Annotated in this window: 12 protein-coding genes; 8 read left to right on the top strand and 4 right to left on the bottom strand. The window is 59.3% G+C overall.

The window, feature by feature from the left end; translation table 11 throughout:
- The first annotated feature begins 99 nt into the window (after window positions 1-99).
- From cobG to D882_RS0103285, 5 genes are all read left to right on the top strand, one after another.
- The gene (gene cobG, locus D882_RS0103305) at window positions 100-1,407 is read left to right on the top strand and encodes a precorrin-3B synthase (protein WP_027921912.1); all 1,308 of its coding nucleotides are present in this window, start codon (window positions 100-102) and stop codon (window positions 1,405-1,407) included.
- Window positions 1,400-2,026: a precorrin-8X methylmutase gene (locus D882_RS0103300; protein WP_027921911.1), complete on the top strand. Its 627-nt coding sequence runs from the start codon at window positions 1,400-1,402 to the stop codon at window positions 2,024-2,026. Before cobG ends, D882_RS0103300 begins: the two co-directional genes overlap by 8 nt.
- Window positions 2,026-2,757: a precorrin-2 C(20)-methyltransferase gene (locus tag D882_RS0103295; protein ID WP_017336332.1), complete on the top strand. Its 732-nt coding sequence runs from the start codon at window positions 2,026-2,028 to the stop codon at window positions 2,755-2,757. The genes D882_RS0103300 and D882_RS0103295 overlap by 1 nt, the downstream gene beginning before the upstream one ends.
- Window positions 2,757-4,460, top strand: a complete 1,704-nt coding sequence (gene cobJ / locus D882_RS0103290; protein ID WP_027921910.1) for a precorrin-3B C(17)-methyltransferase — start codon at window positions 2,757-2,759, stop codon at window positions 4,458-4,460. The genes D882_RS0103295 and cobJ overlap by 1 nt, the downstream gene beginning before the upstream one ends.
- A 327-nt stretch (window positions 4,461-4,787) precedes the next feature.
- The gene (locus D882_RS0103285; RefSeq protein WP_032833432.1) at window positions 4,788-11,891 is read left to right on the top strand and encodes a TcdA/TcdB pore-forming domain-containing protein; all 7,104 of its coding nucleotides are present in this window, start codon (window positions 4,788-4,790) and stop codon (window positions 11,889-11,891) included.
- Window positions 11,892-11,905: 14 nt separating this feature from the next.
- On the opposite strand, the gene D882_RS0103280 is transcribed toward D882_RS0103285, so the two are convergent.
- Window positions 11,906-12,502, bottom strand: a complete 597-nt coding sequence (locus D882_RS0103280; protein WP_007937197.1) for a MarC family protein — start codon at window positions 12,500-12,502, stop codon at window positions 11,906-11,908.
- Between the two features lie 159 nt (window positions 12,503-12,661).
- On the opposite strand from D882_RS0103280, the gene D882_RS0103275 reads away from it, so the two are divergent.
- From D882_RS0103275 to D882_RS0103265, 3 genes are all read left to right on the top strand, one after another.
- On the top strand, window positions 12,662-13,333 hold the full coding sequence (locus tag D882_RS0103275) for a hypothetical protein (protein WP_027921908.1): 672 nt from the start codon (window positions 12,662-12,664) through the stop codon (window positions 13,331-13,333).
- A gap of 162 nt (window positions 13,334-13,495) precedes the next feature.
- On the top strand, window positions 13,496-14,302 hold the full coding sequence (locus tag D882_RS0103270) for a hypothetical protein (protein ID WP_027921907.1): 807 nt from the start codon (window positions 13,496-13,498) through the stop codon (window positions 14,300-14,302).
- A 54-nt stretch (window positions 14,303-14,356) separates the two neighbouring features.
- Window positions 14,357-15,052, top strand: a complete 696-nt coding sequence (locus D882_RS0103265; RefSeq protein WP_027921906.1) for a hypothetical protein — start codon at window positions 14,357-14,359, stop codon at window positions 15,050-15,052.
- Window positions 15,053-15,103: 51 nt separating this feature from the next.
- On the opposite strand, the gene D882_RS0103260 is transcribed toward D882_RS0103265, so the two are convergent.
- The 3 genes from D882_RS0103260 to purH all read right to left on the bottom strand — a co-directional run bounded on the left by D882_RS0103260 (window position 15,104) and on the right by purH (window position 21,042).
- Window positions 15,104-17,881: a hybrid sensor histidine kinase/response regulator gene (locus D882_RS0103260; RefSeq protein WP_027921905.1), complete on the bottom strand. Its 2,778-nt coding sequence runs from the start codon at window positions 17,879-17,881 to the stop codon at window positions 15,104-15,106.
- Between the two features lie 100 nt (window positions 17,882-17,981).
- A complete protein-coding gene (gene purD, locus D882_RS0103255) occupies window positions 17,982-19,277 on the bottom strand; it encodes a phosphoribosylamine--glycine ligase (protein WP_027921904.1) in 1,296 nt (431 codons plus the stop codon).
- A 157-nt stretch (window positions 19,278-19,434) separates the two neighbouring features.
- Entirely contained in the window at window positions 19,435-21,042 is a 1,608-nt protein-coding gene (gene purH, locus D882_RS0103250; RefSeq protein ID WP_027921903.1) for a bifunctional phosphoribosylaminoimidazolecarboxamide formyltransferase/IMP cyclohydrolase, read from the bottom strand.
- Between the last annotated feature and the right edge of the window lie 59 nt (window positions 21,043-21,101).

Here is a 21,101-nt window from a genome sequence, read left to right as displayed (position 1 = left end):
AGGCTTTTCATGCCGCCTGACAAAGCAGGCATAATACCGCGCCTTCGCCCGCGAAGCGCCTTTCCCACACAGCCGGTCGCCCCCTTGAACGAACGTCCGATGTCCACTGCCTTACGCCCCTCGGCTTGCCCGGGGTTGCTGCGTATTGTCCAGGCACTGGACGGCGGCATCTGCCGGATCAAGTTGAATGGTGGTTCGATCAGCGCCGATCAGGCCGACGCGGTGGCGAGTGCTGCCGAACGCTATGCCGGGGGCGTGATCGAGGCGACCAACCGCGCCAACCTGCAAATTCGCGGGATTGGCGGTGAACACGCAGCCTTGATCGACAGCCTGATGGCGGCCGGACTCGGCCCGAGCAGCGCCGCTGGCGATGATGTGCGCAACCTGATGCTCAGCCCGAGCGCCGGGATCGATCGGCACCGGTTGATCGACACGCGCCCGTTGGCCGGGCAGGTTCTCGCCACGCTGCAAAGCGATGCACGCTTGCATGACCTCAGCGCCAAATTTGCCGTGCAACTGGATGGCGGCGAAGCCTTGGCGATGCTCGAACATCCCCATGACCTGTGGCTGGCAGCGATTGAGCGTGACGGCGAACAACGCTGGGCCTTCGGTCTGGCCGGGTGCCCGACAGACGTGCCTGCCGGTTCGGTGGCGCTGGATCAGGGCCATGCGCTGGTCGTTGCGGTGCTGGAGTTGTTTCTTGAAGGGGCACGTCCCGAGCAGACACGCATGCGCCATTTGCTCGCTGAATGTCCACTCGACGCGTTTCTTGCTCGACTGGCCGAGCGAGTGCCGCTGAAAGCCATCGAGGGTTGGCAGCGTATCGCAGGTCCGAATGCCTTGCACATCGGCGCTCATGCGCAGCGTGACGCCGAGCGCGTGTACATCGGCGCAGTACCGCCGTTGGGACGTCTCGACCCCGCGATGCTGCGCGGTGTCGCACAACTGGCACGGGAACACGGTGACACCAGCCTGCGATTCACGCCGTGGCAAAGCCTGTTGCTGCCCGGCGTGCCGCTCGACAAGGCAGCGCAAGTTATCCACAGCCTCGAACAACTCGGCCTGCGCTGCTCGGCCGATGACGCCTTGGCCCACCTGATCGCCTGCACCGGCTCGATCGGTTGCGGCAAAGGCCTGGCCGACACCAAGGGCGATGCCCGGCAACTGGCCGCGCTGCTGCAACGCCAAGGGCTGGCGCTGAACGTTCACCTGTCGGGTTGCTCGCGCTCCTGCGCGGCTGCGCACATCGCGCCGATGACCTTGCTGGCGGTTTCCGCCGGTCATTACGACCTCTATTTTCGCGACGCAGCACAGCCCGGTTTCGGCGCGCTGCACGCACGCAATCTTACTATTGAAGCGGTCGCAGCCTTACTCGACGACCGCTCACGGAGCCCCCTAGATGCTTGATTACATCCGCGACGGTCAGGAGATCTATCGCAACTCCTTCGCGATCATTCGCGCCGAGGCCAACCTCGCACGCATCCCCGCCGATCTGGAGAAACTCGCGGTACGCGTGATCCACGCCTGCGGCATGGTCGATGCCATCGACGGCTTGCAGTTTTCCGAAGGCGCGGGCAAGGCCGGGCGCGAGGCGCTGGCCGCCGGTGCGCCGATCCTGTGCGACGCGCGGATGGTCAGCGAAGGTGTCACGCGCACGCGGTTGCCGGCGAACAACCAGGTCATCTGCACCCTGCGCGATGACAGCGTTCCGGAGCTGGCTCGCGAATTGGGCAACACCCGCTCCGCCGCTGCGCTGGAGCTGTGGCGTCCGCACCTGGAAGGCAGCGTGGTGGTGATCGGCAATGCGCCGACCGCGCTGTTTTACCTGCTGGAAATGCTCGATGCCGGTGCGCCGAAACCGGCCCTGATCCTCGGCTTCCCGGTGGGTTTCGTCGGTGCCGCTGAATCCAAGGCTGCGCTCGCCGCCGACAGTCGCGGTGTACCGTTTGTGATCATGCAAGGCCGGCTGGGCGGTAGCGCCATGGCCGCCGCCGCCGTCAACGCCCTCGCCACGGAGATCGAATGATGCAGCAACCTGGACGCTTGATCGGCCTGGGCGTCGGCCCCGGTGATCCGGAACTGATTACCGTCAAAGCCCTGCGCCTGTTGCGCGAATCGCCAGTGGTGGCGTACTTCGTCGCCAAGGGCAAAAAGGGCAACGCCTTCGGCATCATCGAAGCCCATTTGCAGGACGCGCAAACCCTGCTGCCGCTGGTGTACCCGGTGACCACCGAAGCACTGCCGGCACCGCTGTCGTACGAGCAAGTGATCAGCGATTTCTACGATGCGGCCGGCGAAGAGCTCGCGGCGCATCTGGACGCGGGCCGTGACGTGGCAGTGATTTGCGAGGGTGATCCGTTCTTCTACGGTTCCTACATGTACCTGCACGATCGGCTGGCCGAACGCTATGAAGCCGAAGTGGTGCCGGGCGTGTGCTCGATGCTTGGCGGCGCTTCGGTGCTGGGTGCGCCGTTGGTGTACCGCAATCAGAGTCTGTCGGTGCTGTCCGGCGTGCTGCCTCACGACGATCTCAAGCGTCGGCTGGCCGATGCCGATGCGGCGGTGATCATGAAGCTGGGGCGCAATTTCCCCAAGGTCCGCCAAGTGCTTGAAGAACTCGGTCTGGCGGAACGTGCGCTCTACGTCGAACGCGCGACCATGGCCAATCAGAAAATCGTCCCACTGGACCAGGTCGAGCCGATGTCGTCGCCATACTTCTCGCTGATCATCGTTCCCGGCGAAAGGTGGCAAGGCTGATGGCCCGTCCAGCTCCGGCGATTGTCATTCTGGGCAACGGCAGCCTCGCGACCGCACGCAAAATCCAGCAGGTCTACCCCGGCGCCCTGATTCATGGCCTGGCCGGACGGGTTGAAGGCGCGGACCGTGTTTATCACGAGTTTGGCGCCACCGTGCGCGAGTTCTATCAGCAGGACACACCGATCATTGCCTTGTGCGCGGCCGGGATCGTGATCCGCACCCTGGCGCCGTTGCTGCTTGAGAAGGGCGCCGAACCGCCAGTGCTCGCGGTGGCCGAAGACGGCAGCGCCGTGGTGCCGCTGCTGGGCGGTCTCGGTGGCGTGAACGTCATGGCGCGGCAGATTGCTGCCGGTCTCGACGTGGCGGCGGCGATCACCACCAGCGGTGAATTGCGCTTCGGCACCTGCCTGCTCAATCCACCCAACGGCTACGCCCTCGGCGATCTGGAACTGGGCAAACGTTTTGTTTCGGATCTGCTCGCGGGCCACAGCGTGCGCATCGAAGGGGCGGCCCCTTGGCTGGCACAAGCGCAGTTGCCGGAAGACCCGGAGGCGCCGTTGTCGATTCATGTTGGCAGTGCCGAGCGCACGCCGGCGGCCAATGAATTGCTGATCTACCCGCGCAGCGTGCTGGTGGCGGTGAGCGCCGAGGTGGCGGATCTGCCGAACGCGATTCGCGGGGCGTTGCATCAGGCAAACATCGCCGTGCAATCGCTGGCATGCTTGCTGGCCAGCGATCGGCACATGGCCAATCCTGCGTTGCGCGAAGCGGCGCTTGAACTGGGCGTGCCGCTGCGGTTTGCGTCGTTCAACGGCGGCGTCAGCGAGCTGGCCCGCCACACCGTGCCGAACGCTACCATTGTGTCGGCGGAGACGGGCATCGCCATCGCGGTGGCCAACGAGCCACTGGAGCTTGCACAGATCGGGCGTGCACGCGGTCGTCTGGCCGTGATCGGCCTGGGCCCAGGCGCTGCTGAACTGATGGTGCCGGCGGTCAAGGCCGAACTGGCGCGCGCCAATGACGTGCTGGGTTATGAAACCTACGTGCGCATGGCCGGGCCATTTCGCGAGGATCAAGTGCTGCATTGCACCGACAACCGCGAGGAAATGCAGCGCGCTCGCCACGCCTTTGAGCTGGCGGCCCAAGGGCGGTCGGTGGTGGTGGTTTCGTCGGGGGATCCGGGCGTATTCGCCATGGCAGCCGCCGTACTCGAAGCGCTGCATGAGTCGAGTGAGCCGGGCTGGCACAGCGTCGATCTGGAGATTCTTCCCGGCGTCTCCGCGTCCCTGGCAACCGCGGCTCAGGCCGGCGCGCCATTGGGGCACGACTTCTGCGTGATGTCCCTGTCAGACAACCTCAAGCCTTGGGCAATGATCGAGAAACGGCTGGACCTGGCGTCTCAGGCCGACCTGGCGCTGGCATTCTACAATCCGATTTCGCGGTCGCGCCCGTGGCAACTGGGGCGGGCACTGGAGATTGTCGCGCAGCACCGCTCCGCTGAAACGCCGGTGGTGTTGGGGCGGGACATTGGTCGTCCGGGCCAGACGTTGCGTGTCACCACGCTGGGTGATCTGACCCCCGATCAGGTCGACATGCGCACCATGGTGCTGGTCGGTTCTTCCACCACCTGCGTGTTCCCACGTGCCGAGGGTGGCCAGTGGGTGTATACGCCACGCTGGTACGGTGACAAACCCTCTTCGTGAAAGTCGGCGGCCTCGTTCTGAAGCCGCTTTTATAACGATCTGCCGTTAATGAACAGGATGTCATTGCGGCAGGTCGTTCGATGTGTTGATGTAAGCCGATGTTTTGTTTACGTGTAAGGAAACTGTCGAGTTTGTTGATGGTTGTCCTTTATCTGGTCTTTTTTCTGTTGTTTTTGAATATCTAAAGTTTCTGGATGTTTGGCGGGTCATTAATTGTTTGTTTTCTTCTTTGAAGCGGATAAATCGTTCGGTTAGTGTTGTTTTATAACCGGATGGGTTCTCCGTTCGGGTGGAGGCCCGCTTTTATTTTTACAGGGAAGTATCTTTATGAGTGAACAAACAACTGGTCATGTAAACGGCTACGTCGATTTTATCGATCTATTCAAACTGTCTGATCTTGAGCAGGCGTTACAAGAGCATAAAGGTGCAGAGGAATATGACGCAGTATTTCGATATTACTTTGCTTGTATCTCAGTGCTCGATTTTCCAAGAATGCTTGCGCCGCTGGGTTTGCTGCGCGAGGCCCTCGGGTCTTTTGTCGAGCCCAAGCGCCGGCGTCGGCGCGCAGCCGGTGTGGAGCGGCCCACGGCACAGCCGGGCGACGCAGCGCCGGGGCTGACGGAGATCCGCGACAGGGTCGAAGGCTTTCACTCGCGCTTGTCCAATAGCATTGAACAGCTGAGTACCGCCGCCACTGAAGTGCCGAAAAATCTCCACTTCGTCTGGCTGGGGGGCGGCTTGGGAAACATTCAGCGCGACTATATTAATGTCTGGCAAAAGGTGTTGGCCGGGCAGGGCTATACCGTGAAGCTCTGGTACGACAGCGATGCATTACTGGCCTATGAAACCAACCGGATCATTGTCGAGGCCGCGAAGGCCGATGCAATGGTCAATGGCGGTCATGGCAGCGAATCGTTTCTTGATCTGAGTGATAAATATGAGGAGCGGGCCATTGTTCTCAAACAACAAATGTTCGCGCATATCAACAAAGCGGTAGCGCGTGGTGTTAATGCGGATGATGCACGAATTGATTATCTGGTCCGTGGATATGGTCAGAATGAAGCCAGCTTGAAAGCCTTGCGGGACAAGAATAATCAAAGTATTTCGGCAATGGGCGAGGGCGGTGTGGAGCTTCGTAATATTGCAGCGAATGGAACACCGTTGCACTTGCAGGATATTTACCAACGGGAAATCAGTCTGCGAGGCAACTTTGCCGCGGCTTCCGATGTGGTGCGCATTGAGGCCTTGATGGCTGAAGGCGGAAGTTATGCGGATGTCGATAACCTGCCGCCTCTTCTGAAGACGCTGGGCGGGGTGGACATCAGTCAATTCAGCAGCGATGCGCGCCTGGGCGTCTTGCAGTTGTTGCTGGATCAGAACCCGGAGTGGATGCCGGGTCGTGAGGCATCAAGAAGCAAGTACACAAGCTACTTCGAGCGCATACCTGAAGAACATCGCCCGGCGCTGGAGCAGTTCGCCAACAGTCATCCGCCGTTGAATAGCGTTTTTCGCGAGCCCGCAGAGCGCCTTGTACGACCGGACGGACTGCGAGCGGTTGCCGAAGGGGGCAGCCTGAGTAATGCGTTTCTCATGGCGCATCCAGGATCGGCGATGGTCAGCGCCGTGATTGATCGCTTCAAACTCAATTATGAGATCGTTGATGCCACGGCCCGTTTGGCCATGGAGCGTCAAGTCGCCGCTATCGATGTTGAGGCCATCAGTCAAATTGCGTTGGATGTCGTCGAAGAAAAATTCGCCCTATTGGGTGCTTCGCCGGGGGATGTAGAACCTGCGCAGTATCTTCTGGCTCTGGCTGCAGCTTCCTACTACAGCGACGGTATTCGCCCCCAAAGCGAAGTGACCATCTATCTGACCGGGCCCGCTGCGATGCGCGATGCGCTCGCGGATTACGCAAGCAGGCATTTCACCCCACGAGCAGCGGGCGCCTGGCGAACGGATGTGGCAATTGACCCCGCCGCAACGGTGAACCGGGCCACCGAGGAGGAGTTGGACCACTCCTGGAAAGAAAACGAAAGCGACACCGAGGAGTGGTTCAAGAACGAAAAACAACGGTGGGAAACCGGGCAGTTCAAGGCGCGTTACCTGGGCAAAGTGGATCAGTTGCTGAAGAGCCAGACGCTCTCTTTCGACCATGGCTGGCCCGTCATCGAAGGTCGACACGTGTTGTCGACTGAACTGCTGCAATCCCTGGCGGAACAGCTTGGCGAACCTTTCTTTCGTGCAATGAGTCAGCAGACCAGCGGTGAGGTGGCTTTCGACAAACCATTGCAGCTGGGTTTTGACGAGCGTCAATCCATCCTTGCGCAGGAGATCGCGCCACCGCCGGTGCTGGTCGGTGAGCCGGCCTCCGCGGAGTTGGCTCTGGATGAATTGCTTCACCGAATTGGCCGAGGGATGTTGCAGGTAGAGCAACTTGATCCGCGACAGCGGCTACTGATCGGTTCGTTGCTGGGCGCGCGGGCGATGGATCAACGCAACTTTGATCACGTCCGCGCGCGGCTGGAAAACCTCGCTAACAACGTGTCTGAATTGGGCGTGTCACACCGGTACGGGGCGATTGAACGGGAGCTGTTCAAAGAAAGTCATCCGGCGTTCGTTGACGGTTTGGCCCGCGCCTCGACACCGTCCGTGACATTGTCCGAGACCAGCATTGAACTGAAGAAGCAGGCGTTGGAGCAATCGCTGACCTTGCTGCAATGGGGACGCCAGGTTGCCCGGATTCAGCAGGTCGCCAAACTCGAATTCCGTGATCGCATCAGCGAGCGCATGACCGATGTACTGGAAAGCTTCGATCAAGGCACCTTCAAACTGGTGCCACAGGATTTGTTGCTCCAGGGCGCCGGTGACCGGATCGCCGGGCGTTGCTATCCGTTGGCATTGGCCATGGCGGCGGCGATCAGCAAGGGGAGCGAAGCGGCCAACATGCTTCGCGAGCGGTTTTACCTGGCGGTCATTGAACCCGGTACCCGAGATTCGAATGCATTCGTGAGCGTTATCGAAGAACTTCGTGACGTCGACATCCGTGACCTCGGCGGGCTGGTCGTGCGCTCCGATCTGGCACAGGTGATCGCGACGCTTGAAGCGAAAACCGGCAGCAGCACGTTGATGCTCAATTCGGATAACCACTCGATGCTGCTGGCCAAGAGTAGGGTGGACGAGCGCAGTACTTATCATTTCTACGATCCGAACTTTGGTGTTTTCGAGTTCAATACCGCGCAAGCGCTCAGTGCAGCATTGACCCATTTTTTCATTAGCCAAGAGATGGCAGGGCCTTACGCCGCTTATGGGGAGCCCGGTCGTCCAGCCTTTGATTTGATTGAGCTGGACGCAGGCCGTCTTAATGCAAAGGTGTTGTCGTCGGGTGTCCCGGTGTCGAGTCTTTCCGATTCGGGCAGCCTGCCAGACCAGGCGCCGCGGGTAAGACAGCGGCTGGCCAGCGCGCGAGGGCAGTCGTTGGTCAGCAATGGGGTGCTGGGCAGTTCGTTGCTGGAACTGGACGCCCACTGGTGGAGTGATCAGATCGCCCAGGCGACCCGGCAGTTGCAGGCGCAGCACGGGCTGTCGTCGAGCGCAGTTGCGTTGTTCGAGACGCTGGAGATCACCCCCGCAGGCGAGTACAAAATCAGTCTGGTCGATACCGATCCAGCGCAGACCATTGTGCGCGTCACCACCGATGATCCGCGATTCCTGAGAATCAAGAATTACCTCTCGGAAACCTTCCGTACGCTGGCCGCGCAACCGCATGAGTCGGCCAGCTTGCCTGACCCTACGGAGGCGGGCAGCGTCCATACGCTCAATGCCGGTTTCACTGTGCAAGCCTTGATGAATGCGCTGCGTCATCACGAGGGCGCGGCCAGCGGGGGTGACAAGGCGCTGACCACGGCCATTCGCTTGCATGCCTATGTCAATTACGCCCAACTGGTCCACGGCAACGTGGTGGATGTGGTTGGCGTCGTGACGCTGGTGCGTCAGGCACTGGACGATGAAAAACTGATCGCCCGCACCAGCGCACCGTTGGTGCAAAAGGCGTTGGGGCATGTGGCCAATGAAGGCGTCGGCACGGTGTTGGGGATGGTGAATGTCGGGTTTGATATTTACCAGTTAAGCCGTGCCACCAATGACATTGAGAAGGCGCAATTCGGCACGCAGCTGGCGTTCGACTCCGCGAGCGCCATGTTGGGCGCCGCCGGACTGGGTGCGGCATTGGCCGGGGCGGGAACGGTGGCGGCGGTGCTGGGCGGTGCCGGGGTGATTCTGGGGGGGCTGGCGGTGGGCGTCGCTGCGCTGGCCGAAGGGTTTGCCACCATTGCCGAAGAAGCCAAGGAGGTCGCCCGGTTTTTTGAGGGGGTGGAGAAGGCTTATCGAGAGGGCGGCTATCATCTGGACAAGGCCTCGAACGCCTGGCTTGCGCACCCCTTGCCGGTATTTGCCGAGCTCGATTTGCACGCATCCTGCGTCCGTTTCGACAGCCCCAGGCTGTTCCCGCTACGGGACCATTTCGGGGTTCCCGATTTCGATGTGGATTACGACCGCGCCACCGACATCCGCGTGGGCCTCGGGTTGCCCGACTCGGCGCCTTTCGCGCCGCCGCCCGGGCAGGCGATCGTTTTGCCCGGCACACCCAAAACCTGGTACGGCTATGAGTACACATTGCTGCCGTTTGTCACGTTTCGTCATGCCGGCGGCTTCGATACGGCCCGTCGGCTGGAGAAAAAGAATGAACAGGGACAATGGCAGTTTCTGTTTTCGTTCTACTCGTTTCCCGGCGAGTACGTGGTCAGCCGGCTGAACCCGGTCTACAAGCCCACGGTGTTCAACGTGCGTCTCGACAACATCGAACGTTCGCTGGTGGTGCCAGCCCTGCCAAAAGCGTGGCACGGACTGGTTTCCTACCGGATCGAAGGCGCCGGCGCCCAATGTTCCGTACTGCTCAATCCCGGGGTGAGCCTTGTACTCGACGCACCCGGTCACACGGCCATGCGCTGGGTGTTGCAGGCGCCCTGGTTGACGGAGGCAGACATCCGGATAGCCACTGCGGGCAGGCTCGTTTCGGACACGCTGGGTGTGAAGTTCAGTGGCAGCGGCGTTCACGATGTGTTGCTCAAGCTGGCGGGGAACACAATCGTGCGCGTTGATCTTGTTGCCCTGAAGTTGGAGGTGGTCGAGGAAGACGCCGATCCGGCGCTCGGGGAACAAGCGCTGCTGGATCACTTCAAGTCATTGGCCCGCGAACATCGACTGGCCATGCCTTACACCCCCGTTCACAACTTCGTGGTGCCGTTTGAAAAACCGGACGAACCGAGAACGGTGGCTGCGTATTACGACTCGGCGCAGGATCGTTTTCTGTATATCCGCGACCCGAATGTCCTGCTGGCCGATGAAGCCGTGCTGGGCGCCGTGGTCGAGGGCTCGGCCTATTTCTATCACCCCGCGAGTTTTGATGTCTGGCAGGTCGACGCGATCACCGGCACGCTGGTTCAGCGCTACCGTTTGCTGTTCAGGGATGGCTTGACCATTGGCCGCTGTGAGGCCGTGGCCAACGGCGGCATTCAGATCGTGCAGCAGTACGTTCGCAAGGATGGCCAGCGCGATGAACTGACCTTCCTGATCCATCAGCAAACGGTGTTGCTCGCCTCGATCACCCTGGGTCAGGATCCAGCACTGCAGGCGGTTTTAGAGGCTGACACGCTGACGGACTGGAAGCGGATACTGGGCAATTATGTGTTGCCGGGAGCGTTCGTTGATACCGTGGACTGGCGCCCCGGTGCGCTGGTTTCGATCTGTTGGCAGCGCGAAGACAACTCCCGTGATCTGGTCTGGGTCCGCGATCTTGACGGGTTGATCATCCGTGCACCCGCCCGGCGTCACCATGTGCGAGGCTGGAAGGATTCGATCAAGGCTTTGGATACCCTTTTACTCATTGCGCCCGACGGTGCCGAGGGCGAGGTGTTCGTGACCTACGACAAGGACATTCAAAGCCTCGTGCGCCAGCAAAGGTCGATGGTCGAGGGGCGCGTGCAATGGTCTTCCAGAGAAATTGCCCCCACAGGGCTGAAAAATGTTGTAGCGGTCGAGCAGGGGCATCTTGCCCTGACCGACTCGGGCCTGTTCTTCACGATGACGTCGGAAGGCTATCTGCGCTTGGGCGGATTGACGGGCACCTGGTTCAAGGATCGGGCCCGGTGGTGGTCCGAACTGCCTGCGGTGTCGACGCAGTATCCGGTGTCGAGTCTCGCCCTTCTTGGGTTGAGCAACTTTACGGGTAGCGGCGATTTATGCGCCTGGTATGTGGAGGATCGGCTGTTGCTCGCGGACCTGGGCCATGGCAAAGAAGTGCGGTTGCTGAGTAGTGTTCCGGACAATCAGGCTGCCTGGTTATTCGATCTTTCAACGGGCAGGATTTTCAGCCAGCGCTTTATCGAAACGACACACTTGAACGCTGCATTTGGCCCGGGAACCCGGCTTTTGCAGGCTGAGGCATTGCCCGCTCCGATGCAGGAATGGGCGCCCTGGGTCTTTACCGACGTGAAAGTGGAGGGTGCCGGCCTGAAGGCCACAACGCTTGATGGCCTGGAGATGGATTTACAGCACAACGAACCGGTCCGGATTACGGGGGTGGGCAGCCGCTGGGTTGCGGCACTGGAAGGGCCATTGAGTGAGGGGCTGGCAGCGCTGGCGAACGAATATCGCTGCGCCGATTTCCTGTCCGTCAAAGACCCCGACAGCCTTCAATGGTATGTGGTCCGCAGCGGACGATTGATCCGGATTCCGAAGGCCGCCGTTACTGCGCACTACACGCTGGTGGGCACCCGGGATCAAACCAGTGCGATGCTGCACGAACGCGAAGATGGTTTGTTGTACACCTATCCGCAAAAAAGCACGGTCGGACCGCTCGACTATATCCAGCGTAACGCCCAAGTGCTGGTGGTCGAGGGGCCGAAGAGGGCCCATGACCTTCTGCCGTTGATTGCTGATGATGTCAGCATCCTGGTGCTCAAAATGGGTCAGGGGACCACGACAAGCCGACTGACCCGAGCGGCCTGGTTGAAACTTGAATCGGTCATCGTCGATTGTCGTTATTCGCTTGAGCGGCCACCCTCGATTCCCGGGAAACTGATTCTGGACCCTTCGATCATGGATCAGTTATGGGTCAGCCTGGTCGATGAACACCTGGTGATGAACGGCCTGGACAGCGGGCACAGCCTGATTTTTCGCGGTGTTTACTCTGCGGATGTGGCGTTGCGGGGTGACGTGTTCCTTTCGCTCAATGGCTATCGGTCACGGGCGGTTTCGGAAATAGTGACCGAGTTACTGAGGCTAAAAGGCGTTGCCGGCAGCGCCACGTTAACGGAGCTGATGTCGAGTTCTCAGGTCGAGGTGGTCGCAGAACCGGCAAAATCCAGGGCGTAGCGTTCCCGCACTGATTACGGCACCAGATAACCTTTCACACCCGTGAAGATAATCTGTGCCGCCAGCGCACACACAAACAATCCCATCAATCGGCTGACAATCTGCAAGCCCTGGTCTCCAAGAATCCGTTCGATGCGGTTGGACAAATAAAGGACCACACCGACCGTGAAGCTGGCCAGGGCAATGCTGAGAATGGCCGTGAGTTTGTCGTCCCAGTGTGGCTGGCTCACGCCCATCACCAGCAAGGCACCGATGGTGCCGGGGCCGACCGTCAATGGAATCGTCAGCGGGACGATCGTCACGTCCTGCTGCACATTGTCGGTCTGCACCGCCGACTTGCCCTGGGCCATGCCCAGTGCCGAGATAAACAGCACGCTGCCGGCACCGATGCGGAACGCATCCACGGTAATGCCGAAGACACTGAAAATCACCCGTCCGAACAAGTACAGCAAGACGCTGGACACCAGCGTCGCGGTGGCCACTTTCCAGGCCAGCCGACGCTGTTCCTTGCGTGAATAACCGCGGGTCAGGCTGATGAAGCAGGACAACACGAAGAACGGGCTGTAGAGCACCAGCATCTTCAGGTAAACGCTGAATAACACGTGGAGCATGGTGGTCGCTCTCAGGTCAGGGAAGTCGAGGGGAGTCTATCAGGCGGTACGGGGGCTGTCGGCTAACAGACGGGGAGTTGTGCCGCGTTTTTTCAATCGCAGGAGAAGATTCTGCGCAGCGTTAAATCAATCAATGGAATGAAAAAAAGGAGCATCAAAATGGAATTTTCATCACAAGACATTACTCGGGGTATTACGCCGCAAAATGGCGCCGCGGTTTTGCACAATAGTTTGCTGGGTTTAAGCGCTCAGCTGTCGAGTCAGGACAGGCAGTTCGTCAAAAACAGCGTTCGATATGCCAAAGCCCGGGCGGACCAAAAATACAACAGTGTCAAACAGGCGGCTGAGTGGTTCGAATACTACTCCGGGGTAATGTGGTCTATCGGCTGGGGGCTTGATCAACCCCTGGTGGAGGTGATTGACAGGAAGTTCTCCGGAAGTGTGACGCGAGCGTATCTGGACGTCATGTCCAGCAGGGTTGCACGCAGCAAGCTTGCAACGCTTGAAAATGCCTTAAACATGCTGCAGAGCGATGAAGTGTTGCAAGGAACGTTCGCCGCCAGAGTGAGAGCCTTCGGTGCGTTTGAAGTATTGCCCACCGACCGTGAGCCGGACGGCTCCCTGGGGATATTTTTGAGCCATGTTCGTCTACTGAAACTGGATTGGTCCACGGGCTTTTGGAGCGTGGGGCATTCGATGGCGCAACTGGATATCCGTGTTCGACAATTTACCATTCGGCAGCGGGTCATTGAGCAAAACCGCAAGGAGTTGCAGGACGCGTTAACGGAGTTGGAGGGTAAGGAGTTTATGGATTTGCTGTCTCGCGGCTAACGCATGGTCAAACAAGTTAGTTGAATATTAGTTTGGTTGTTCATGTGCTGTTTTCTGGGGCGGTAATTATTTGTATGTGTTCTGAGTTGAGTTATAAGCTGGGGTTGGGTAGTGTTGTCTTCGAGCTGGATTTGCTCATATTAATTAACAGGAAGTTAAATTGTGAATGAAGTACAAGTGTTGGCTGAGTCGGAACAAGCAGCGTTTATTTCTGACTTGGTTAAAAGTTACCCTGCTTCAATGGCTAAACCGCGGGTTGCAGGTTTTTCCGCACGTTCGGGGTCGAGCATTATCAATCTCGACGATATTCAAGCAGTTGTCGACGGCCCTAACGTCATCGGTATGTTTGACGGGATGAGTCGGCGCAACAAACGAATCGCGCTAAATACTTATCGGTTTGCCGAAATCATGGCCACTAACAAGTACCCGGCCAAGCATCAGATCGAACAACGCTTTCAGTTTCTGATCAGTGTACTGACAGCGTTGAAGTGGACCAAAGTCGTTCAGGTGTCCAAGGCGTATGAAAAGAAGACACAAAGTCTGACCATGGCCAATGTAGCGGTCGATATTATTAGCGGCGTAGTGAAGGGCGTCGCTGGAGGTATTGGTATCCCCTCGCTTGTCGCTGACACACTGGGATCCCTCAAACAGGATGAAAAGGCGCTCAACCTTTTCAATCGCTCTGTAGAGAAAGATCAGGGTCGCCGCTTTGGTGTGGCCTCCTGTGCACAGGACAAGGAGGGTTCCGTCAACATGGCTGTCGCAGCAGTCAACTATTCCAAAGAACCTGGTAAAGATGGCGGTGTGCTGTTCGTTGAATGGAAAAGTTCCGAGGTGGACGTTTACCAGGACACGGCGTATTTGGTCATTCATGAGGAAGACTACCCTGGTACAAGGGAGACGACGGTGAATGCCTATCTGGACGAGCTTGATGAGCGTGCGTTTCAAGCCATTTTAGCCAGTAAGTAACAAAAAGGCCGGAGGCATTTGTCTCCGGTTTTTTTTAGTCCGGAAGTGAATCTTATGCTGGATTTTAATTACGCCGTTTATATTGATGGTGGGAGCGTTTTACTCCTGTCGCATGAGCTCAGTGCGCGTGAGTGTACTGATGTACTGGATTCAACGTTATTCATGCAGCTTGCGGCGGCGGCAGAGCAGCCAGGATTGGACGGGTATGAGCAGTGGTGGGGGGGTTATCGCTCGCAGCTTAATAAATTTGGTTGGTCGCGTATTCAGGATTTCGAAGGCTCGTTCAGGTCTGATCCAGATCTATTGCCCCAGACGGTCAGCCAGGCAGTGGCGTCCAAAGTCCGTCGTTTTCTTTCCGCTGAATATGTCGATGCTGTGGGTCGCGCGTTTATCGAAGTGTCCAGACTTTCACCGCACCATTTGGCCCGTACGTTACTGCGATATTATTCGATAGCCGAAGATCCGGTCTCGAAACTGACCACGGTCCGGTTGCAGTTTGGAATTGTCGTGGCGGGTGCTCGGCTAATCTATCTGACGGTAAGTTTCATTACCCGTGAAGCGTTTTCGAGTTCGATCATCGAGCAAAACTTTCTAACCGATGACATCGTCGGGGAAATCGAGTTTAAAGGGTGTGTCGCTGTGCTGGATTCAGCTGCTTATGACTCGTGGCGTGGACGGATTGCGATGGCTGTGGCTCCTTTTCGTGAAGAGCAGATACGGGCGGTGTCCTCGCCAAACACCGAGTGGTAAGGCACGCTTACCGACGAGGTTTCGTCGCTTTGGCACTACTGCACTGTCCGCTCAGGGCGTATTAACGGCTACCCGGTTTTGCTCATCCCGCTGCGCCACCCAATGCTCGATCAAATCGCGCAACTGCGATAACTCCACCGGTTTTGCCATGTGCCCGTCCATGCCGGCCTGGCGCGCACGCTCTTTGTGCTCCGCGAGAATGTGGGCCGTCAATGCCACCACCGGTGTGCGGGTGCGTTGATTGCTGACTTCCCAGGCGCGTAGTTGCTGGGTGGCAGAGAAGCCATCGAGGATCGGCATTTCGCAATCCATCAGCACCAGGTCGTAGCGTTGGGCTTTCATCGCCTGCAAGGCTTCTTCGCCATTGCTGGCGGTGTCCGGTTGCAGGTTGAGCTTGCCGAGCATGCCGCGAATCACCTTGGTCGAGATCGTGTTGTCCTCCGCCACCAGGATGCGGAAGTCGCTCGGGACCTTGACCGGAAGTGCAGGGCCGGCAGGTAGGTGATGTGAAACCGCCAGGCCTTTGTTGCGCTGATTCAGCTCGTCCGCGAGGGTGGTCTTGAGGGTGTAGCCAGCCACGGGTTTGGCGAGAATGCGTTTGATCCCGGAGTTGCGTGCAATGATCTTGCTCGGTGCATTGCTGATGCCCGTCAGCATGATCAGCAGAATGTCGTGATTGAGGCTCGGGTCTTCCTTGATCTTGGCGGCCAGTTGCATACCGGTCATGCCGGGCATGTTCTGGTCCAGCAAGACCACGTCGAAGTAGTCGCGCAAATGAGCCTTGGTACGCAGCAATGCCAAGGCTTCCTTGCCGGACGGTACGGCACTGACATTCAGGCCCCAGGCGCTGCATTGTTGCACCAGTACTTTGCGGCAGGTGTCGTTATCGTCCACCACCAGCACGCGCGCCCCTTGCAGCGGACCATCGAGGTCGGAGGTCGGGTGTTCAAGCCGGTCCGGGTCCAGGGGGAGCGTCAGCCACAAGGTACTGCCCTGGTTGGCGCCGGTCTTGATGCCGAACTCGCCCTGCATCAGGCGGATCAGCTGGCGCGCGATCACCAGCCCCAGATTGCCGCCCAGACTCGTCGCCGAGAGGAAGTGCTTGCTGTGCAGTTCGGCGTGCATCAGGGCATCGCGTTCTTCGGCTTCCATCGGCACACCGCTGTCCTGCACGGCGATGCGCAGCCGTGGTTTGGCACTGCGTTCGTCAAGGGCGACAACGATCAGGATCTCGCCTTCTTCAGTTTTCTTCAGCGCGTTTTCCAGCAGGCTCAGCAGAGTCTGGCGCAGGCGTGTCGGGTCACCGCTGATGACGCGTGGCACTTGCGGCTGAATAAAGCTGATCAGTTCGACATTTTGCTGCTCGGCCTTGGCGCGGAAGATGCTGAGGCAGTCTTCGATCAAGGCGTTGAGGTCGAATTGCACGTCGTCCAGTTCGATCTGCCCTGACTCGAGCTTGGAGATGTCGAGGATCTCGTTGATCAGCGTCAGCAGTTCGTTGCCGGCGCTATGGATGGTTTGCACATAGTCGCGTTGCTTGACCGACAGTGGTGTGCCCAACAGCAGCTCGGTCATGCCGAGCACGCCGTTCATGGGGGTTCGGATTTCGTGGCTGATTTTCGCCAGGAATTCGGCCTTGGCGTTGATCTCCGCGTTGCTGGCCGCCAGGTCGCGACTGACGCTGAAGCGATCTTCAGTGATGCTGCGCTGACGTTCGCTCAGGGCAATGCTCATCAGCAGGCCGCTGATGCAAACGAACACCAGAAGCGTAGTGATCAGGCCTTGCGGCGCGACCTGAGTCAGTCCCAACAGGGCGGGCAGGATGATCAGGGTGCCAATGTTGAACACCACCATCGCCGCAACGAAAAACCGCGCCGGACGATAACCTTTTTGCCAGTGATAGGCGCTGACGAACAACATGCTCAGGCCTGCCAGAGCAACCAGGGCATAGGTGATGATATTCAGCGGCAGTGTGTTGACGAACAATAACAGCAGGCCGCAGACGATGATGAACAGAATGTCCGCCAGCAGCAGTTTGTTCAGCGGGTGCGGGCCAAGCGGGGCGAAGAAGCGACAGGCGAGCATCAGGCCGCTCGGCGCTGTCATCAGTAACGCGAGGTAGGCACCAGGCGTCTGGATGGCGTGCCAGTTCGGCAACCATGGCCCGGCCAGGTTCAGCAGCATTAGCAAGCTGAGCATCAACAACCCTTCACACCAGGCCAGCCAGAGGCTGCTGCGCGAGCGTGTGTAGGCATAACGGACAAAGTTGTGCAGGATCAGCATGCCGAGGCAACCGAACAGCAGACCATAGAGCAATGTCTGATTCTGATCGGCCGCGGTCATGACCGCCGATTGCAGGGTGATGTAGGGCCGTAGCTGATGGTCGGAGACCAGTCGCAAGTAGACGTCGAGGGGGGTGTCACTTTGCGGCAGCGGCAACATGAAATCGCTGCTGGGCAGGGGGCGGTCAGCCTGGCGTTGCACGGTTCCTGTCTGCACTTGATCGATCAGTTTGTCGCCATCGAGTACATACAGTTTGAGCGACGACAGGTCGGGAGCGAACACCCGCAGTAATTGTTCATGCTTGCCGGGGGCCAGCCTGAAACGCAGCCATAACGCGCCATCGGGCTCGGCCGCCGTGAGGCGATCGAGTTCGATGGGGCTGAATTGATTGGTGTAGCGAGCAGAACGAATGTCGCTTAGCTGCAGGTCGCCCTGTTCGTCGAGCAATACTGCCCAGCCACTGCCTTGACCGGCCTGGGCCGGGAGCATGCAGAGCAAGGTCAGCAGAGTGACGGTGAGACTGATGGCAATCCTGAGCCTGCGCACGGCGAAATCCCTTCGTAGGTTGATGCCAGATTATAACTATGCGCGGTGCCGGAATAGTGGGGCAAGGACCAGCGGCCCTTGCCCGGCCGAATGAATGGCCTTACTCCTGGCTTTCGCCACGTTCACGGGCAATGGCACGGTAGCCAATGTCCTTGCGATAGAAACAGCCTTCCCAGTCAATTTTTGCCGCCAGTTTGTAAGCTTGCTGCTGAGCCTCATCGACGCTGGCGCCCATGGCCGTGGCGCAGAGCACCCGACCACCGGCCGTGACCACTTGACCGTCCTTGAGTGCAGTACCGGCGTGGAAGACCTTGCCTTCCAGTGCGGCGGCTGCATCCAGACCGTTGATGGCCACGCCTTTGGCGTAGTCACCCGGATAACCGCCAGCGGCCAACACGATGCCGACGCTCGGACGTGGATCCCATTGCGCTTCGACCTTGTCCAGCGCTTGCGCCAGAGCCGCTTCGACCAGCAATACCAGGCTCGACTGCAGACGCAGCATCACCGGTTGGGTCTCAGGATCGCCGAAACGGCAGTTGAATTCGATGACTTTTGGGTTACCAGCCTTGTCGATCATCAGGCCGGCGTACAGGAAGCCAGTGTAGACGTTGCCTTCCTCGGCCATGCCGCGAACGGTCGGCCAGATCACCAGGTCCATGACCCGCTGGTGCACTTGGGCAGTCACGACCGGGGCAGGGGAGTAAGCGCCCATGCCACCGGTGTTCGGGCCGGTGTCGCCGTCGCCGACGCGCTTGTGGTCCTGGCTGGTGGCCATTGGCAGCACATTCTTGCCGTCGACCATGACGATGAAGCTGGCTTCTTCGCCGTCCAGGAATTCTTCGATCACTACGCGTGAACCCGCATCGCCAAACGCGTTGCCCGCGAGCATGTCGCGCACGGCGTCTTCGGCTTCGGCCAGGGTCATGGCAACGATCACACCTTTACCGGCGGCCAGGCCATCGGCCTTGATCACGATCGGCGCGCCTTTTTCACGCAGATAAGCCAGGGCTGGCTCGATCTCGGTGAAGTTCTGGTAATCGGCAGTCGGGATTTTGTGGCGAGCGAGGAAGTCCTTGGTGAAGGCTTTCGAACCTTCCAGCTGGGCAGCGCCAGCGGTCGGACCGAAGCAATCCAGGCCGCGGGAGCGGAACAGATCGACGACGCCAGCCACCAGGGGCACTTCCGGGCCGACGATGGTCAGGGAAACGTTTTTCTCGGCAAAGTCTGCCAGCTGTTCGAGAGCCAGCACGTCGATGGCGACGTTTTCGCATTTGGCTTCGATGGCGGTACCGGCGTTGCCAGGGGCCACGAACACTTTCTGCACACGCGGATCCTGAGCCACTTTCCAGGCCAGTGCGTGTTCACGGCCACCGCTGCCAATGATCAAAACATTCATTTCAAAAAACCTCGGATGACGCAAATTCTGTGGGCAGCGTTGGAGCTGCTTTTCTGTGGGAGCTGGCTTGCCAGCGATGCAGGCGACTCGGTTCATCAGTTAGACCGAGGGGATGCTATCGCTGGCAAGCCAGCTCCCACATTTGGATCGAGTTGAATCAGTGGCGGAAGTGGCGCATGCCGGTGAAGACCATGGCAATGCCGGCTTCGTCGGCCGCAGCAATCACTTCAGCATCACGCATCGAACCGCCCGGTTGAATCACGGCAGTCACGCCCGCCTTGGCGGCGTTGTCCAGACCGTCGCGGAACGGGAAAAACGCATCGGAAGCCATCACCGAACCGGCTACCTGCAAACCGGCGTGTTCAGCCTTGATCGCGGCGATACGGGCGGAGTTCACACGGCTCATCTGACCCGCGCCGACACCGATGGTCTGACGGTTCTTGGCGTAGACGATGGCGTTGGACTTCACGTACTTGGCGACTTTCCAGGCGAAGATCAGGTCATTGATTTCCTGTTCGGTCGGGGCGCGTTTGGTCACGACTTTCAGGTCGTCGGCACTGATCATGCCGATGTCGCGGCTCTGCACCAGCAGGCCACCGTTGACGCGTTTGTAATCCCAGGCAGCGGCGCGATCAGCCGACCATTCGCCGCAGGCCAGCAGGCGCACGTTGGCTTTGGCTGCAACGATGGCGCGGGCTTCTTCGCTGACGGACGGGGCAATGATCACCTCGACGAACTGACGCTCGACGATGGCTTTGGCCGTTTCGGCATCCAGTTCGCGGTTGAAGGCGATAATGCCGCCGAACGCCGATTCGGTGTCGGTGGCGTAAGCCAGTTCGTAGGCCTGGCGGATGCCGCCTTCGGCGTCCGGGCTCACGGCCACGCCGCACGGGTTGGCGTGCTTGACGATCACGCAGGCCGGCTTGACGAAGCTCTTCACGCATTCCAGCGCGGCGTCGGTGTCGGCCACGTTGTTGTACGACAGTTCTTTGCCTTGCAGCTGGGTCGCGGTGGCGATGCCGACTTCGGCAGGCTTGGCTTCCACGTAGAACGCCGCGCTCTGGTGCGGGTTCTCGCCGTAGCGCATTTCCTGAGCCTTGACGAACTGGCTGTTGAAGGTGCGCGGGAATTCGCTGCGACCTTCGGTGCTGAGGGTGTCAGCGGCCTGGTTCACGGTGCCCATGTAGTTGGCGATCATGCCGTCGTAGGCGGCGGTGTGTTCGAACGCCTTGAGCATCAGGTCGAAACGCTGAGCGTAGGTCAGGCCGCCGGCCTTGAGGCCTTCGAGGACGCTGGCGTAATCGCTGGCATTGACCACGATGGCCACGTCTTTGTGGTTCTTGGCCGCGGAACGGACCATGGTCGGGCCGCCAATGTCGATGTTCTCGATGGCGGTCGGCAGGTCGCAGCCTGGCTTGTTAATGGTGGCTTCGAACGGGTACAGGTTGACCGCGACCAGATCGATCGGCTTGATGCCGTGCTCGTTCATGATCGCGTCGTCGATACCGCGACGACCGAGGATCCCGCCGTGGATTTTCGGGTGCAGGGTTTTCACCCGACCGTCCATCATTTCTGCGAAACCGGTGTAATCCGCGACTTCCACTGCGGCAACACCGTTGTCACGCAGCAGCTTGAACGTCCCGCCGGTAGAGAGGATCTCGACGCCCAGGGCTTCAAGCTCTTTGGCGAATTCGAGGATCCCGGTCTTGTCGGAAACGCTGATCAAGGCGCGGCGGATCGGCAGGCGGGTAGTCTGGTCGGTCATTTCAATTTCCATCAAAAGCAAAGGAGTCAGCAAAAAAGGCGACCGTTTTTACGCGGGCG

Origin of the sequence: Pseudomonas sp. URMO17WK12:I12 (assembly GCF_000514395.1) — a bacterium.
GTDB classification, from domain to species: Bacteria; Pseudomonadota; Gammaproteobacteria; order Pseudomonadales; family Pseudomonadaceae; genus Aquipseudomonas; species Aquipseudomonas mucoides.
The sequence above is the reverse complement of the archived record's forward strand: the minus strand, read 5'-3'. Positions and strand labels throughout refer to the sequence as shown.